Source organism: Candidatus Eremiobacterota bacterium, from assembly GCA_031082125.1.
In the GTDB taxonomy this organism is placed as follows: domain Bacteria; phylum Vulcanimicrobiota; class CADAWZ01; order CADAWZ01; family Ess09-12; genus Ess09-12.
This window is the reverse complement of record JAVHLM010000060.1, coordinates 1-15,116: the sequence shown is the minus strand read 5'-3', so window position 1 is coordinate 15,116 and position 15,116 is coordinate 1. Positions and strand designations below refer to the sequence as shown.

The window sequence follows — 15,116 nt, the reverse complement described above, 5'->3', positions numbered from 1 at the left end:
GTTGTGTCCACAATCTCCCACAGGCATTTTCATTGCGAGTTATGCAGGGCTCTCGCGTCTCTCACCGTTTACATATTATCCCTTTTGGGGTATAATATCCCCATCTTCTCCCCTGTGCGGGGAGGAGGAGCGGAGCATCGCGGGAGGCGTCAAGGTCCTCGTGAAAAGCCGGGATGAGAAAGGACAGAACCGATGAAGAAAAGACTTGCCGTGCTGGGAGGTGGCCCCGGCGGATATGCGGCGGCCCTCACCGCTGCTCAGAAAGGCATGGAGGTGACCCTCATAGAGGAAAGGCAGGTTGGAGGCACGTGCCTCAACAGGGGCTGCATCCCCACAAAAGCCCTCCTCGCCTGCAGTGAGCTTTACAGCAAAATAAGGGAAGCAGGGAAATACGGCATTAAGGTCGAGAAGCCCACCGCCGATCTCCCTGCAATGATGGCGCGCAAGGATAAAGTGGTGGCCACGCTCCGCACAGGCGTTGAGGGGCTCCTGAAGAAGCGCGGCGTCACCCTTGTCCCTTCAAAGGGCACGCTGGCTGGCAGCCGTGCTATTGAAACCGGGGGAACCACGGTGGAAGCCGATTCCATCATACTTGCCACGGGCACCGAGGCTCTGCGCCTCTTCAGCGGCGAGAATATCATCACCAGCGATGAGGCCCTCTGCCTCAATGAGATCCCTGAGACGCTCCTGGTGATTGGCGCAGGTGCCGTGGGCCTCGAGATGGCCTGCTTCTTCGCGGAGCTTGGAAGCAGAGTGACTGTCGTGGAAATGCTGCCGCGGATCCTTCCCGGCCTTGACGCTGAGCTCACAGACACCCTTGCGAGGGAGCTCAAGAAGAAGGGCCTCCAGATCAAGACAGGATGCCCCGTGGAAAAAATCGAAGGTGCCTCCGTCTCGTTCTCTGATGGCACAAAAGCCTCTTATTCCAAGATCCTGCAGGCTGTGGGAAGGAAGTTCAATACCGGCGGCATCGGCCTTGAAAAAGCGGGTGTGGCCACTGAAAAAGGCCGGGTCAAGATAAATGAATACCTTGAGACCTCCGTGGAAGGCATCTATGCCATCGGCGACATTGTCGAAGGGAGCACCCTCCTTGCCCATGCGGCGACGGCCCAGGGCATCACGGCCGCCCTTTGCGCGGCAGGCGAAAAGGAGCCTTTCAGCGGCAGGGCAATTCCCAACTGTATTTACACCCACCCGGAGGTCGCCTCTGTCGGGATGGCCGAGGGAAGCCTTGAAAACCCTCTCGTGGGGAAGATACCTTACCGGGTGATGGGAAAAGCCCATGCGAGCGGCGAGCTAGCGGGACTTATAAAAATCGTGGCGGACAGGGGCACCCGGAAGGTTATGGGCGTCCACATCGTGGGCGAGAAAGCAACGGAGCTCATCCACGAGGGAATACTTGCCGTTATGGAAGGTATCTCCATAAGGAGGATGGCAGAGGTCATCAGGGCCCACCCCACCTTTGCCGAGATATATTCCGAAGCCTTCCATCTCCTCGAGGGGAGGCCCATCCATTCCCAATGAAAGGCACTGCAATGAGAAAAATTCTGATCCCCGGCTTTCTGGCGCTGGTGCTCCTGGCAGCAGCGCTCCCCAGCATCTCGGCGGAAAAAAAGCCGAGGCTCTTCAGGGCTTCAAGCGGCCTGGTTTACATGCGGGTTACGGAAGTCATCACCAAGGACACCATTCCCACTGACTCAGGGAAAGATAAGCCCGCCACGGCGGGAAACACCTTCGCACAGATCGTGGCTAACTTCGCTAACCTCACGGACCAGACCCTCAGGGATTACGGCTACCACCCCGTGACGCTCACCATCAGGGCCAAGAACCTCTTCCTCGTGGGAGATAATGGGAAGTATTACTCGGGCGTGAGCGCCACGAAGTTCCTGAAGAAAGACATGAAGCCCTTAATAGAGGACATGCCCCTCAGGCCGGGCGCGGATATGGTGGCCACCATGGTCTTCCATATGCCGAAGAAGGTGAAAATAGTCGGGGTGATGTATAAGTTCGAGGGCGGCAGGACAATCGTCATTGATTACAGCGACCCGAACCAGGTCCAGAGCCCCTGAGAGAAAACCGGGAACAGCTTCCTATTTTCATAGAGAGGCCAGGGCCTTATACTTTAAATGAGCCTTTTACCCTGCTTCTCCTGCTTTTCCTGCAATGACGAGAACATGAGCGTGATTTCGATCTTCGGGCCTTCAACGGAGGTGCCCACTGAACAGCGGACATCGGAGGCGCCCAGGAATTCCCTCATGGAGCGTATGGCATTTATCACGAGCTGCGCCTGCCGGGAGATCCAGAGCGTCATCGCTTTTGAGAGCCTCCTGTCAAGCTTCTCCTTTCTCTCCCAGAGGTGGCACAGGAGCGTCGAGCCATAGGTGCTGAAACTGAGAAGTGACTGGATCACCCGATCCCGTGTCCTTCTTTCCTCTTCCTGGGAATGCAGGTCGCTTTCCAGGACTTTCTGCTGATCGACAATGATCACAGAGATGGTCTCCATCACAAACTCCACGTATGAGCTCATATCGGTGAGATCTTCAAGGTTCACTTCCTCTATGATGCGCTTGTCATCCTCGGAAAGCTCCTTGAAAATTACTTCCTTCCAGTATTCCCGGCGCTTCTTCGGCGGAAAGGACTCCTGGACCGGGGACTGCTTCTTCCGTACGCTCATTGAGAAACCTCTTTCCTGGCAACAGAGGAGCTCTGTGCCATAAGTTCTTTGAGATTGGGATAGGTGATGAACTCGTAGCGCTCAAGGTGCTTCATAAAAAGGGCAACCCTGTCAACGACGGGCTCTTCACCTGGCCCGAATGCCTCTTCGTAATCCCTGGCAATCTCCCCCACGGTAAGTCTGCCGTTGCATCGCTTCCACACAAAGGAGCCGTGGCGGTCGAGGCTGATCCTGATATCAGGGTGCCTGAGGAGCGGATCGATGAGCCTCTTGACAAACCTGTTGCTGAAACGGGGCTGGAGCACGGCGACGTTTCCGCCGTCGAGCTCCTCCCATCTCCTGTTATGAAGTGGCTTCAGCAGGAGCAGGTTTACTGCGTGCTTTTTTTTATCCGCCATAGCTGCTGTTACCGCTTAAGTCTCATCATCGCCTGTCGATTTCTCCCCTGAGGGCGGCTCATCGGGCTTCCCCGGCCTGTCAGCAGGAGTGGGCTCCGCCATGCCTTCCTTGAGAGGGATGAAGGTGAGGAGAGCACCAATGGCCACTATCACCAGTATGCTGATATAGAAGGTAGGATTCTGGAAAATAGCGATTGTCTTGATTTTCATGAATGCCATAGTCGCAAATACCAGTCCAATGAGGGCCTCACCGGCGATGAGGCCTGATGCCACAAGGACACCGGCATTTTCAACCTTCTCTTTCTGTGCTTTCCCGTATTTTCTCTGCTCGGCCAGGAATTCAACGAGGCCTTTGACCATTCCCCCGATGAAAATTGCGGCAGTGGTCTCAAATGGCAGGTACATGCCTACGGAGACAAGCATGGGGCTCTTTACCTTTATCAGGATGAAGCCGACTGCCATGATCATGCCGATGATGATAAGAGGCCAGGCCATCTCACCACCCACTATGCCCTGGGCCAGCATGGCCATAAGCCCTGCCTGGGGCGCGGGAAGGGTTTTCCCCCCGAACCCGCCGATTTCCGGCCCGTATTTATTGATGTCTCCCTGGTGGAGGATCATAAGGGGGAACACCATCACCGATGCAGAGAGAACGACACCGAGAAGGTCGCCTATCTGCATTTTCCAGGGCGTGCCGCCCAGAATATGCCCCACCTTGAGGTCCTGGAGCATCTCGCCGGCAACGGCTGCGGAAACACACACCACGGCGGCGACGCCCAGCACGGCAGCGACGCCTTCCTGGCCTTTCTGGCCAAGGATCACCATAAGAAGGGCCGCCACCACAAGAGTAGATATGGTGAGGCCGCTGATCGGGTTGTTGCTCGATCCTATGAGGCCTACAAGATACCCTGAGACAGCGGCGAAGAAGAAGCCGGCGATAATCATCACGACAGCAGCCACGAGGGCCGACATCACATTATGGGTGAACTGGTTGTAGACGAAAAAGGTAAAGACTGTGGCCAGGATGAGGCCGCCGAAGACGAACTTGAAATCAAGGTCCTTTTCGGTCCTCGTTACGTCGTGGCTCTCGCCTGCGGCTTTTTTCACATCGGTGATTGCCCTCCTGAGTCCCTCTATCAAGTTCTTTCTCATGTTGTAAAGAGTGTACGCTGCGCTCACAAGCATGCCGCCAATAGCGATGGGGCGGACCATGAATTTCCAGACCTGGTAGGAGAGCGTGATCATTGATTCATTCTGGTATGTTGCCAGGTCATTGCCGTGGACTTTTGCAAGGAACTCGAAGATCTGGGGTCCCATAAAATACATGAGGAGCGGCACAAAAAGCCCCCATGCGAGGAGCCCCCCGCTGAAGTTGAGGCAGGCGAGGGTGGGACCTATGATATAGCCTACACCCATGTAAGCGGGGCTTACACCAGGCGTAGTGATCAGGGCTCCCCCGCTCCCTGTGACAGCCTCCTTGATGTCTAATTCATTCTTCTTGAGGGTGAGCATGATGGAGCTTTTTGAGAAGTATACAAATTTCTCCCAGGTTGCGGCAAAGAATTTAAATTCTCCAAGGGCTTTCACAAGGGCTCCCACCCCCATGGCCATGAAAAGAAGATTGGCTCCAGATCCTCCCTGGCCGGCCTTGTGGATTTCGGCTGCAGCCACAGACTCAGGGAAGGGCAGATCCCGGTCTTCCACCATGACTCTCCGGAGGATGGTCACGAAAAGAATACCAATGATGCCTCCCACCAGCATGATCTCGGTACATTCCCAGTAGTTGAGACCGGTCCATATCTTCGCTATGATGAAAGCTGGAAGGGTGAATATGGCGCCGGCGGCCACTGACTCACCGATTGAGCCCACGGTCCTTGTGATGTTCTCCTCCAGAATCGATCCCCTGAAGAGCCTAAGGAGCGCCATGCCTATTACGGCTGCAGGGTATGTGGCTGCAATGGTCATACCGGCCTTGAGGCCCAGGTAGGCATTAGCCGCGCCGAGAACCACCGACATGATCAACCCTATGACCAGCGCCGGAAGGGTAAATTCCTTCATCGAAGTGTCAGCGCTCACATAAGGCTTGAATTCTTTGTTTTCCATATGTTCCTCCTTGGATGTTCTGAGAGCGTCACTCAGACAGGCACACGTGGGCGAAGACCTTTGCGTCGCCCAGCACGTTCCCGATGCTGCAGTGCTCGTTCGGTTGGTGGGCCGTCTCATTGATGCGGGCCCATACCACGGCCGGCAGACCTGCCTTTCTCACATAGGCAGCCACGGTGCCTCCCCCTATGCCGATTGCCTTCGGCTCCGCTCCATACACTTCTCTTATCGCCGCGGAGAGGGCTTTCACCACCGGCGAATCGGGGCTCGTGGCCGGCGCCGCCTTCTGCTCCTGCACGTATTCAACAAGGATGGTCACCCCAAAAGCCTGCTCTATCTCTTTTGCATAGCCCTCAATCCTGGCTTTCACGGCCTTGAGGTCCACTGGGGGAAGGATGCGGCAGTCCAGGTAGAACACGTCTTCCCCGGGGATGGAGTTCACGTTGGGCACATTGGCCTCTTTCTTCGTGGGCTCAAAAGTGCTTCCCGGCGGGTCAAATATCGGATCCTTGCCGGCAAAATCATTGTAGAGCCCTTCACACTTCACCACAAGGTGGGAGGCGGCCTTGAAGGCGTTAATTCCCGTGTGAGGCCTGCTCGCGTGGGACTGCTTGCCCTTGGTGGTCACTTTCACCCAGAGAATGGACTTTTCGGCGACCTCCATATCTGTGCCTTCCTCGCTTCCCGAGTCCGGCACGAAGACCAGGTCGCCGCTCCCGAAGATGTCGGGCTTCACTTTCAGGATATGCTGGATTCCCAGGGTATTTCCCGTCTCCTCGTCAGAGATGACAAGGAGCGCCACGTTGTGGGCAGGTTTTATTCCTTCTTCTTTCAAGGCTTTCAGCACGAGTATCGAGGAGACCAGGCCCTGCTGGTTGTCCTCGACACCGCGGCCGTATATTGTGTCGCCGTCGATCCTCGTCACGTAGGGATCGCTCTCCCAGAGCTTCCGCTCTCCCGGGGGGACAATGTCCAGGTGGCTCATAATCCAGATGGTTTTACCGCCCTCTCTGCCCTTGACAAGGTACACATGGTTGGGCCTTGTCTTTCTCTCCGGAATGCTTTCATCGGGGGCGTTGAGCTCATAATGCTCATCGTAGCCCACCTTCTCCATATACTCCTTTACCTTAAGAGCCTTTTTCCATTCCCCTTCGCCTCCGCTCGAGGGGGCAAGTGCAGGAATGGCCGTCAGCTCGCGCTGCATTGTTATCACATCTTCACGGTAGCCGTCGATGCGGGAGAATATCTTATGCAGGTCTTCCCTTGTTTTCATCTCACACCTCCTGAAATATCCTCATTTGATTCTCCACAGGGCTCCCATGTCCTTCTCAGTGTTCTCTCACGCGGCTATGAAGGGAATAAGCCCTCCCCCGGAGTATTTCATGAGGGATCTCCTGACTGCAGGACTCATCCTGATCATTAAGCGAGCTCTCATGAAAACGGCTATCCTGCGCTTGATGCAGATCCTTCTCCTCCTCATTGTGGTCTCTGTTGCCAGCTGCGGCCCCAGATTCAGGCAACCCCCCGCAGAGAAGTCGGCAGGCGACGCTTTCAAGGAAGTCCACAGCCACCCCGCAAGAGTTGACCGCTTCTGGGAAAGGGCCCATGAAGCCGTGTACCGCTCGCCGGAGGAACTTAAGGCCCAGCATAAGCGCGAGGGAAGAAAAGGGATTGTATATGACAAGCTCATGTATGGCGATCTATCGAGAAAAGAGGTGGCTCTCACTTTTGACGACGGCCCCCACCGCCTCTTCACCCCTCAGCTTATAAGGCTTCTCAAGAAATACGAGGTGAAAGCCACTTTCTTCTTCGTGGGGAAGATGGCTGAAAAGCACAAGGATCTCGTAAGGGCTCTCACGGCAGAAGGCCATGAGGTGGAAAATCATTCCTTCCATCACGTGAATCTTACCAAAATACCTAAGGAAGAGATAGAGGTGGAATGGCTTGCCTGCAACGAGGTGCTCAAATCAATAACAGGCAGGGAGCCGAAGTTCTGCAGGCCGCCCGGCGGCGACTACGATGACGAGGTCATCCAGGCGGCAGCCAGGTGCGGCCTCACCACGGTTCTCTGGACCGACGACCCGGGAGATTATGCCAGGCCCGGGAAGGAAAAGATCGAGGACCGCGTGCTGGCTAACATAGACAACGGCGGCATCATACTGCTCCATGACGGGGTCCAGCAGACCATCAACATCCTTCCCGACATCATCGAGCATCTGAAAAAGAGAGGATATAAATTCATTACCATAACGGAAATGGCCCATGAGCTTGAAAACAAGTGAGACCGCGCCTGCCAGGCTTCAATCCCTCGACGCGCTCCGGGGCATCACCATAATACTGATGCTCCTGGTCAACAACACGGCCCTCGAGGCCACTACACCTGTCTTTGTCATGCATGCGCCTTGGAACAGCGGGGTGTACATGGCCGACTATGTGTTCCCATGGTTCCTCTACTGCGTAGGAGCTGCCCTCCCCTTTTCCTGGGCCTCGCAGCGAAAAAAAGGCACCTCATACTTGCAGATTTACCTGAAAGCGGCGGGGCGCACCGCGGGATTATATCTCCTGGGGTGCCTCATCAACAGCAGCATTGCAAAGCAGCCCCTCTTCACCCTGGGCGTGCTCCAGCTCATTGCCCTGGCTTACTTCGTCGGGACGCTCCTCTATGTGCTCCCGCTCCGGTGGCGGTGCCTTGCGGCATTTTTCCTGCTGTCCTCGTACTGGGCTTTTATAAAATTCGTCGCCATTCCCGGTGTGGGAGCCGGCTTCTTTGAAGAGAATATGAATATCATCTATTATCTTAATAATACCCATCTGAGGCCCCTGGGCCTCGCGGGGATTCTCTCGGTAATACCGACGGCCGCCATGGTGATGATCGGCTCTGTCTTCGGAGACCTCTTCAGGAAGAAAGATATCGATGACCTTACAAGGCTTCGCTTCATCTTTATCCCGGCCATCATCCTCTGCCTGGCGGGAATGCTCTGGAACCTCTCGCTCCCTTACAGCAAGGCAGTCTGGACGCCCGCTTACATCCTGCTCATGGCAGGCACGGCCTCCATCACCCTGGGAATCCTCTATTTCATCATTGACATGAAAGGACTGCGGCGCTGGGCCTATCCCCTTATTGTCTTCGGGTCCAATGCCATCTTTGCCTACGTGGTGCCCATCTGCGTCAAGCTCTGGATATTCCAGGAGTGGAAAATGCGCCTCGCCGACGGCAGGATGGCAAGCATGCAGCAATGGTATATCACGGGACTCACTTCCTCGATGGGCGCCGTCATGGGGAGCTGGTTTTACACCTTCACTTACATTTTTCTCTGGTGGCTTGTCCTCCACTACCTTTACAGGAAAAAGATATTCCTGAGGGTCTAGGGAATTCACCCCCCCCTCTTCTTCCTCTTGGCGGGATTTTATTGCGTCTTGCCGGGCGCCTTGTTATAATAATCAAAAGATCGTGCGACAGGGGGCACCATTATGAAAGAGATCATGAACAGCCCGAATGCCCATTACAGGGCCATTTCCCCATCTGCCTCAAAGGGAATCCCAAAGGAGGCCAATGGCGAGCAGGTCGTTTCCTGCTTTTCAGCCGATTCCCTCGCCCTGTCAGGTACCGGCGGCTCACTGAAGCAGAAAATGGGCGGGTTCTTCACCGACCGTATCCTGAACATCAGGGTCCCCACGACGACGCAGAAATTCCCTGAAGATGAGAAAAAGAAGGTGCTGGACCTCCTTCAGCCCGGCGACATCTTCCTTGAGACCAATGACGCCTACCCCAACTGGCAGGTCCTGGAGAAGATCGTCTTTTCCTCTGATTACACCCACGCAGCCATCTACGAGGGGAATGGTCAGCTCCTCGAGGCGAGCTCCGAGGTGCAGAGAAGGGATGTGAATGAATATCTCAACGACAGGGCCAATATTGCCATCATCAGGCCTCCCTACAAGACCGAGGATGATAAGAAGGCTGCCCTTGACTATGCCCGGGCCCAGCTTGGCAAGCCTTATGACGATGTCTTTGATCAGAATGATGACAGCGCCTTTTACTGCGTGGAGCTTGTGCAGAAGGCCCTGAAAGCCATGCCCAACCCCATCGAGACACCTCTCACCACTTTCATGGGAAAGCCTTACGTAGGTCCCAACGCCTTCCAGAAGATCGAGGGGGCCCAGCTGGTCTATAACAGGAACGGTGGCTTCTTAAACTCGATGATGAGCCACTACCCCGTTACAGGGGCGGCCGTGGCGGGAGCCATCGCGGCGGGGCTTGCCCTCGGCCCGGTGGGGGCCCTGGCAGGGCTTATGGCTGGCGGCACCCTGGCCACGATGGTGGGGAACAAGATCCAGGCCGGCAAGTTCAGCCTTTACGAATAGGCTGAATGCCTGAACTCATAGAGTGACTGCATGAAAGCCGTATCAGGTGATGCAGCTCTCTTTTTCTTGCAAAATTTTGGCAACTCGTTCACAATTATATGGCAATATTCTATTGTTATCACTGCCGCAAACTGCTATAATTCTCATATTGTAGGTTCTCAGGCAGGATATGCTTCGAAGCATAAGAACCGCACCACAGCACAAGGAGGCAGAATCCAATGTCAGACAAGCAGATCGGCTCAATCAGCGGAATTTCCGATGGGGGCGGCGGGGGCAGCAAGCAGGTCGGTACCATCAGGCAGGGCTCCGAGGTGAAGATCAAGGACGGCCCCGGCGAATTCAGGCAGGATGCCTCCTTCGGTCCCCCCGTGGACGGGAAGATGGTGAGCGGCTCAAAAGAGCTCACCTCTTTCTCACAGGAAGCCGAGGATCTGCAGGCTGAAAAGAAGGTAAAGAGCCACGGCGGGGAAAAGGCACCGAAGGATGCAGGGAAAAAGGCAGATGATGAACCCACGCTCTCTGAGGTGGCTAATGAAATGAAGGCGGGTACCTACCCTGTAAGCGATAAATGGCGCAGGGGCGATTTTCCCACCGACAGAATAAGCCTTTAACCTGGAGGGCTCACACCTGGAGATGGAACATGCCAGGCAGGATCCTTTCTCATCAAGAGCCTGTTACTGATACTTGTTGAAATAGACCTGGGAGTATGAGCCCGCTGACGATATGCCCTGGAGCGCGTGTAAGTCCGCAGTAGCCTGGCGAAAGAGGCAGGTCTTCACCACCCGTGGTGTCGAAGGTTATCATGACTATCGCAGCACGGCTTTTTCCCGCCGCCCCTTCGAGCCCCCTGAAAGGAGATTCGCTATGATAACTTCCCGTTGGTATTTCCTGGTGCTCGTCTGCCTGGTCTTGCTATCTTCAGGGTGCGGGGGGGGGGGAGGAACCGAATCCGTTTCATTTCAATCCGGCGGCGAAGGCGCACAGTCTTTTCTTGAGCCCGACACCGCTTCCATTGCAACGGACCCTGACGAGCATTTCCTCTTCGTGGCCAATTAGCTCTTCGTGGATCTTCCGGAGGGGCAGGATTCCTCAGTGGCCTCCTTGATAGCCTCACAAGCGGGTGGAGTGGTCACGGGCACCATGACGGAAGAGGCATGGTTGACGCTGTAAATAAATAAGAGCTCTTTGAGAGACTCTGGGGGCCCGACAGCAGCGACCTGCTACGCTGCACCGCCATGACACAGCATGCCATGGCGGCCGGCAGGCAAAACCCTGATGGAAAATCTTGTAAGCCAGTCTTACGCTTTCGGCCGGATATCGGGGCGGATCTTTTTCACCACTGCGGCGAGCTTTCCAAGGACCGCCTCCAGAAAGGTCACGTCATCCCTGCTGAAGACGCCCCGGCGGTAGTTATTGTCCATGTAGAAAATGCCGACAAGCCCTTCAAGAACGTTGACCGGGGCGCAGAGCACCGAGCGGAGTCCAGAAATGGCGATGCTGGATCTGGTGGTAAAGCGGGGATCCTCCATCGCGTCCATCGTGAGGACCGGCTGCCGCTCTTTCGTGACCTTTTTCAAAATGGTGACACTGATGAATTCCTTGTCGAAAAGATGGTCGGTGTCCACGTTGTGGCCCGCTGTGGTGACGAAATCACCTTTTTCAGCGTCATAGAGCTGCAGAAAGGCCCGCCCGGTATTGAAGCATCCGATAATGTCCTCAAAGCAGCGGGAGAGCACGGTCTCGGCTTCTTCTCCCGATGCTCCATGGCGCTCGATTTTCGCCTGGATTTCCTCAAGGCTGCAGCGTTTTTGACCCATCGCGCTCCCCTCTTGCCGCAAATACATGCTGATTTTCAGTTCCCTGTACTGCCGGCAGAAACCTGCTTGAAATGAAAGAGCCCGGAGAAGGCTCCGGGAGAAGGAGCGCACGCAGCGGCGGACGGTCAGAGGTGCAAAACTGTTCGGAGACGAACAGTAGATCGGAATTCCTCGTGAGGTGAGGCTGCATGCCATGTGGAGCATAGAAATCGGACTATCACATAACTTGCCGGGTTCTGCTGTTTTTGCTATAATCTTCAATGGGTGAAGAGAACCTGGACGCCTGACCGGGTCAAGAATAACCTGTGGTTTCCACGCCATTCAATCGGGAAAGGCAGCTGCGCATATGAAATATTCCTCCAATATTCTCGTGAGGCTTCCTCTCCTTGTGCCGGCCCTTATCTCCACCCTCATTTCCCTGGCGATGTTCTATGTGTGCTTTGCCGAAACGTCCATCCAGGTGCCGTCTTTCGTCGAGAAGTCCTGCATATTCATCATGGCCGCCTTCCTTCTCTGGCTTGCCTTCACTTTTATAAAGATCGGGATCAGGGATTTCTATGTCGCCATAGAGCCCCAGGATGATGGGCTCCGCTTTGAAGGCCTCTTTCAAAAAGTCTTTCTCAGGTGGAATGAAATAAAACAGGTCCAGGAAAGCGCCTCGACCCTTATGATTACCGCTTCCGACGGCATGACATTAAACGTAAGCGCTGATCTCATTGGATTTGATGAGTTCCGGAGCCTCGTCATGGCGAAAAAGCCCGGGGTGGCCCTCTCTCCTCCTCCTGTCTCTCCCGAAGATATCAATAGAAAGGATGGATAAACCGATGAAAAGGATGAACACCCTGCTTTGCTTTGTGACGCTTGCCTGCGCTCTCGCTCTCTGCTGCGGGGGGTGCGGCGGCGGTGCCGGCTCTTCGTTCTCGTCAAAGTGGACTATCGAGGTAAGCGAGCTCACGGGGGGGAAAAAATCTCTTCATTATATCGATCTGGCTGTCAAGGGAGACAAGTTCTTCATGCACCGTAAAGAGCCCATGGAGATGGAGTCCTTCGGCTTCGGTGAAGAGGGAGTCATCACCCATGAATGCGATGTGGCGTTCGATGGGAAGACGCTCTGGGAGTTCAACAGGAAAACCTCCTACGATACCAAGGGAGACGATGAAGAGCTTGACGAGTGGAACAAGGAGCAGCAGAACACGGTGCTCAAAATGGAGCCCGACAGCACTGCACTCGAGATAATAAGGTTCTGGAAGGTTCCGAAGGGTCTGCCCACTGAGCGGACCGCCAAGGACAAAATTCTCGGCAGAGACGTTGAGGTCTTTACCTCGAGGCAGCGGAGCTCCATCGGCGCTGACGTGGTCCTTACCTTCTGGATAGACCCCTCCCAGAAAGTGATCCTGAAAAGGCAGGACAGCACCGGTGGAGAAAGTGAAGGTAAGGGGACCAGCGAGGAGGTCTTCGGCCGCAAATACACCTGCACGGAGTTCACCGCGAGCCCTTCATTTCCCAAAGACCGGTTCACTTTCAAACCCGGGGCGTCGCAGAAAGTGGAGACGCTCAGCCGCTATCCTTTCAGCATTTAGCTTTTCCGGCTCCATTCCATTTTCCCAATTCAGGATAGCGCGGCAAATCCAGGTCCGCGCTCATTGAGATTGAAAATATTATTCATCGGCTCTTTTTTCAAAGGCTCTTCCCTCCCCTTTCAGATAATGCCTTTTCTCTGCACTGGTGGGGCCTCCATGGGTTTTGAAGCAAAAAATCACAAAACAGGTCTTTCTGTTCATTCACATACCACTCAGCGATGACCTTCAACATTAATAATGACAAGCATTTCTGCAGATGACCATTTTGACATGACCTGATTGTTTTTGTATAATATTAATAGAGATACAAAAGTATCTGCTCTCTCTGCAAAAAATTGTGAAAGGAGGATTATCGTGCATACCGGCACGATCCGCGAGTATCCCGGATACGAGGCCACCATGGAGAGCGGGCAGGTCTTCAGGGCACTCCCTGGCCTCCCGCTGGTGACCTACGGCGCCGACGAGGTGCTCTCACGGGCTGACAGCAGGCATATCTTCAGGGACCTCACCGGGGAAGTCCTGGACTGGAACCTCTGGTGCCTCTCTTCCGCCGGCACGAAGCTTGATATCCTCATAGGGGAGGCCCTCCTTTCCCTCAACGGGAAGATCGAGAAGCTCGGTTATGTGCGTATCGGCGACTTTGTCCGAGAGGAGCTTGGGATCTCATCAAGGAGCGGCTATGAGCTGATGCGGAATGCGAAGGCCCTTCAAAGGCTCCCACTCATCAGGGAGGCTCTTGAGGAGGGGCTTCTGCGCAAGAGCGCGCTGCGGTATCTCTTCCAGGTCGTGACGCCTGAGAACGAGGCGGAGTGGCTCCCAAAAGCCATGCGGTGCACCATAAGAGAAATTGAGGAGGAGGTGAAGTGTTTTAAAACCTGTGCCGGTGAGGCCGGCACAGGTGCTTCGGGGGATGCTGAAGGCGGCCCCGGGGGGAGCGGCATCAATACCTTTGTCGCCGGGGATGACGACGAAGAGGACACAGGGAGCCTCGCCGTAAGCGCGCGGGTTCCTTTTCCCGTTGCCGCGAAGTGGGACCGGGCCCTTGAGGTCTTCCGAAGGATGGAAGAGGCAGAGCTCCCTTCGGAGTCATTCGTGGAGGCTCTTCTCGCCGAGTTCGCCGCTTCGGCGCCGCTTGAGGGCATCGGAAGCCTGGGCCTGGAGGCACAGGAGCCTGAGGCTCAGGAGGCCGCGGGAGCTTCTCTCTGCCGTCAGCAGGGGAATAGCTCCCAGGTCCGTGAGGCCTCCCAGGGCGCCTGCGCCACCCTCGGTGATGGAGCACACTCTCACGATGGCCCTGATGCTTCCGGCTCCAGGGAGACCGGCGCCGATCCCGCCTTCGGGGAGAAGGCACTTCTCCTTAGCGCCCTGGCGGGTGCTATAGCTTCCCTCGATAATGAGGCCCCCTTCGGCGAGCGGGACAGAGAGCTTGCACGGCAGGTCCACAAGGACCTCGAAGAGGTGTCGCATCTGTGGGAGTTCCTCCCCTGGAAGCCCGTCACGGTGGAGCTTCCTTCGGAATTCCAGGCTCCCGCAGGCCACAGGCCCGATGTCGATACCGCTGTCACTCCCGATGGGTCCCTGGTGCGTCCTGCCGCCGATCCCTTCGAAACCATTGCACGGCTCAGGGAGATGGCAATGCTGCGCCATTCCCTCTCCTTCTACCAGGGGCGCCTCCTTCGGACTCTCAACAATTTCGGCCTCTACAAGGACATGCTCTTCCTCAGCCTGGGCCACTACTCCAGGGAACGCCTCGGGATGTCCCGCAGCACTGCCTATTCCCTCATCAAACAGGAAAGGAGCTATCTGGAGTATCCCGATATGCTGGACCTTATACAGGCGGGGAAGCTCACGCCAGAGCAGGCGCGGTATCTCGCCAGGGTATTCATTGAGGGGACCCGCGTCCAGGGGGCGTGGCTCTCCTACGCCCAGGAGGTCCCGGTGGCCACCCTCATGCAGGCTGTCGAGGGATTCCTTCGTTTTGCGAAGAGGGCTGTCCACAAAAAGTGGGATATCGCTCCCGAGGCCTTCGAGGTGGCCGTCACGGGGAGGTCCGTCAAGAGGATTATCCAGGCTGATTCAAATGCCCAGGAACCCAATGGGGATATGGGTTTGGACACTCCAGTCCAGATGTGCGGTGCGGCCGAGCAAGGTCGTGTTGTATAGTGGGTGCGAATCCCACCTG

At 55.7% G+C, this 15,116-nt stretch carries 15 protein-coding genes; 10 read left to right on the top strand and 5 right to left on the bottom strand.

All coding sequences use genetic code 11. The annotated features are described in order from the left end of the window. Positions 1–192 precede the first annotated feature (192 nt). Both lpdA and RDV48_31180 read left to right on the top strand, forming a co-directional pair. The gene (gene lpdA, locus RDV48_31185; GenBank protein MDQ7827300.1) at positions 193–1,524 is read left to right on the top strand and encodes a dihydrolipoyl dehydrogenase; all 1,332 of its coding nucleotides are present in this window, start codon (positions 193–195) and stop codon (positions 1,522–1,524) included. An 11-nt stretch (positions 1,525–1,535) separates the two neighbouring features. Continuing rightward, positions 1,536–2,069 (top strand): hypothetical protein, encoded by a 534-nt coding sequence (locus RDV48_31180; protein ID MDQ7827299.1) that lies wholly within the window; start codon positions 1,536–1,538, stop codon positions 2,067–2,069. Positions 2,070–2,122: 53 nt separating this feature from the next. Here RDV48_31180 and RDV48_31175 read toward each other — a convergent pair whose 3' ends face one another. Genes RDV48_31175 through RDV48_31160 form a run of 4 tightly spaced genes read right to left on the bottom strand, consistent with a single transcriptional unit; the run spans position 2,123 to position 6,448 of the window. Continuing rightward, the gene (locus RDV48_31175; protein ID MDQ7827298.1) at positions 2,123–2,674 is read right to left on the bottom strand and encodes a hypothetical protein; all 552 of its coding nucleotides are present in this window, start codon (positions 2,672–2,674) and stop codon (positions 2,123–2,125) included. Further along, positions 2,671–3,072, bottom strand: a complete 402-nt coding sequence (locus RDV48_31170; protein ID MDQ7827297.1) for a PqqD family protein — start codon at positions 3,070–3,072, stop codon at positions 2,671–2,673. The genes RDV48_31175 and RDV48_31170 overlap by 4 nt, the downstream gene beginning before the upstream one ends. Positions 3,073–3,087: 15 nt before the next feature. Continuing rightward, positions 3,088–5,175 carry an oligopeptide transporter, OPT family gene (locus RDV48_31165; protein MDQ7827296.1) on the bottom strand — a complete coding sequence of 696 codons (2,088 nt, stop codon included), beginning with the start codon at positions 5,173–5,175 and terminating at the stop codon, positions 3,088–3,090. Positions 5,176–5,203: 28 nt separating this feature from the next. Then, on the bottom strand, positions 5,204–6,448 hold the full coding sequence (locus RDV48_31160; protein ID MDQ7827295.1) for a M20 family metallo-hydrolase: 1,245 nt from the start codon (positions 6,446–6,448) through the stop codon (positions 5,204–5,206). A 160-nt stretch (positions 6,449–6,608) separates the two neighbouring features. Between RDV48_31160 and RDV48_31155 the strand changes: the two genes are divergently transcribed. From RDV48_31155 to RDV48_31135, 5 genes are all read left to right on the top strand, one after another. Continuing rightward, on the top strand, positions 6,609–7,457 hold the full coding sequence (locus RDV48_31155; GenBank protein MDQ7827294.1) for a polysaccharide deacetylase family protein: 849 nt from the start codon (positions 6,609–6,611) through the stop codon (positions 7,455–7,457). Then, on the top strand, positions 7,438–8,544 hold the full coding sequence (locus RDV48_31150) for a DUF5009 domain-containing protein (GenBank protein MDQ7827293.1): 1,107 nt from the start codon (positions 7,438–7,440) through the stop codon (positions 8,542–8,544). The genes RDV48_31155 and RDV48_31150 overlap by 20 nt, the downstream gene beginning before the upstream one ends. A 102-nt stretch (positions 8,545–8,646) precedes the next feature. Continuing rightward, a complete protein-coding gene (locus RDV48_31145) occupies positions 8,647–9,537 on the top strand; it encodes a YiiX/YebB-like N1pC/P60 family cysteine hydrolase (GenBank protein MDQ7827292.1) in 891 nt (296 codons plus the stop codon). 218 nt (positions 9,538–9,755) lie between these two features. Beyond that, positions 9,756–10,148, top strand: a complete 393-nt coding sequence (locus tag RDV48_31140; GenBank protein MDQ7827291.1) for a hypothetical protein — start codon at positions 9,756–9,758, stop codon at positions 10,146–10,148. Between the two features lie 253 nt (positions 10,149–10,401). Next, complete coding sequence (locus tag RDV48_31135) at positions 10,402–10,593, top strand: hypothetical protein (protein MDQ7827290.1); 192 nt, start codon at positions 10,402–10,404, stop codon at positions 10,591–10,593. A 242-nt stretch (positions 10,594–10,835) separates the two neighbouring features. Here RDV48_31135 and RDV48_31130 read toward each other — a convergent pair whose 3' ends face one another. Then, complete coding sequence (locus tag RDV48_31130) at positions 10,836–11,354, bottom strand: GAF domain-containing protein (GenBank protein MDQ7827289.1); 519 nt, start codon at positions 11,352–11,354, stop codon at positions 10,836–10,838. A 346-nt stretch (positions 11,355–11,700) separates the two neighbouring features. Between RDV48_31130 and RDV48_31125 the strand changes: the two genes are divergently transcribed. The 3 genes from RDV48_31125 to RDV48_31115 all read left to right on the top strand — a co-directional run bounded on the left by RDV48_31125 (position 11,701) and on the right by RDV48_31115 (position 15,097). Further along, entirely contained in the window at positions 11,701–12,174 is a 474-nt protein-coding gene (locus RDV48_31125) for a hypothetical protein (GenBank protein ID MDQ7827288.1), read from the top strand. A gap of 4 nt (positions 12,175–12,178) precedes the next feature. Continuing rightward, a complete protein-coding gene (locus RDV48_31120; GenBank protein MDQ7827287.1) occupies positions 12,179–12,934 on the top strand; it encodes a hypothetical protein in 756 nt (251 codons plus the stop codon). A gap of 354 nt (positions 12,935–13,288) precedes the next feature. Beyond that, a complete protein-coding gene (locus tag RDV48_31115; GenBank protein MDQ7827286.1) occupies positions 13,289–15,097 on the top strand; it encodes a hypothetical protein in 1,809 nt (602 codons plus the stop codon). Positions 15,098–15,116 lie beyond the last annotated feature (19 nt).

Coding starts and splice junctions, on each gene's coding strand:
- RDV48_31140 (MDQ7827291.1), top strand. CDS start 9,756: ATGTCAGACAAGCAGATCGGCTCAATCAGCGGAATTTCCGATGGGGGC.
- RDV48_31165 (MDQ7827296.1), bottom strand. CDS start 5,175: ATGGAAAACAAAGAATTCAAGCCTTATGTGAGCGCTGACACTTCGATG.
- RDV48_31145 (MDQ7827292.1), top strand. CDS start 8,647: ATGAAAGAGATCATGAACAGCCCGAATGCCCATTACAGGGCCATTTCC.
- RDV48_31120 (MDQ7827287.1), top strand. CDS start 12,179: ATGAAAAGGATGAACACCCTGCTTTGCTTTGTGACGCTTGCCTGCGCT.
- RDV48_31155 (MDQ7827294.1), top strand. CDS start 6,609: ATGAAAACGGCTATCCTGCGCTTGATGCAGATCCTTCTCCTCCTCATT.
- RDV48_31170 (MDQ7827297.1), bottom strand. CDS start 3,072: ATGGCGGATAAAAAAAAGCACGCAGTAAACCTGCTCCTGCTGAAGCCA.
- RDV48_31180 (MDQ7827299.1), top strand. CDS start 1,536: ATGAGAAAAATTCTGATCCCCGGCTTTCTGGCGCTGGTGCTCCTGGCA.
- RDV48_31135 (MDQ7827290.1), top strand. CDS start 10,402: ATGATAACTTCCCGTTGGTATTTCCTGGTGCTCGTCTGCCTGGTCTTG.
- RDV48_31150 (MDQ7827293.1), top strand. CDS start 7,438: ATGAGCTTGAAAACAAGTGAGACCGCGCCTGCCAGGCTTCAATCCCTC.
- RDV48_31175 (MDQ7827298.1), bottom strand. CDS start 2,674: ATGAGCGTACGGAAGAAGCAGTCCCCGGTCCAGGAGTCCTTTCCGCCG.
- RDV48_31160 (MDQ7827295.1), bottom strand. CDS start 6,448: ATGAAAACAAGGGAAGACCTGCATAAGATATTCTCCCGCATCGACGGC.
- RDV48_31130 (MDQ7827289.1), bottom strand. CDS start 11,354: ATGGGTCAAAAACGCTGCAGCCTTGAGGAAATCCAGGCGAAAATCGAG.
- RDV48_31125 (MDQ7827288.1), top strand. CDS start 11,701: ATGAAATATTCCTCCAATATTCTCGTGAGGCTTCCTCTCCTTGTGCCG.
- lpdA (MDQ7827300.1), top strand. CDS start 193: ATGAAGAAAAGACTTGCCGTGCTGGGAGGTGGCCCCGGCGGATATGCG.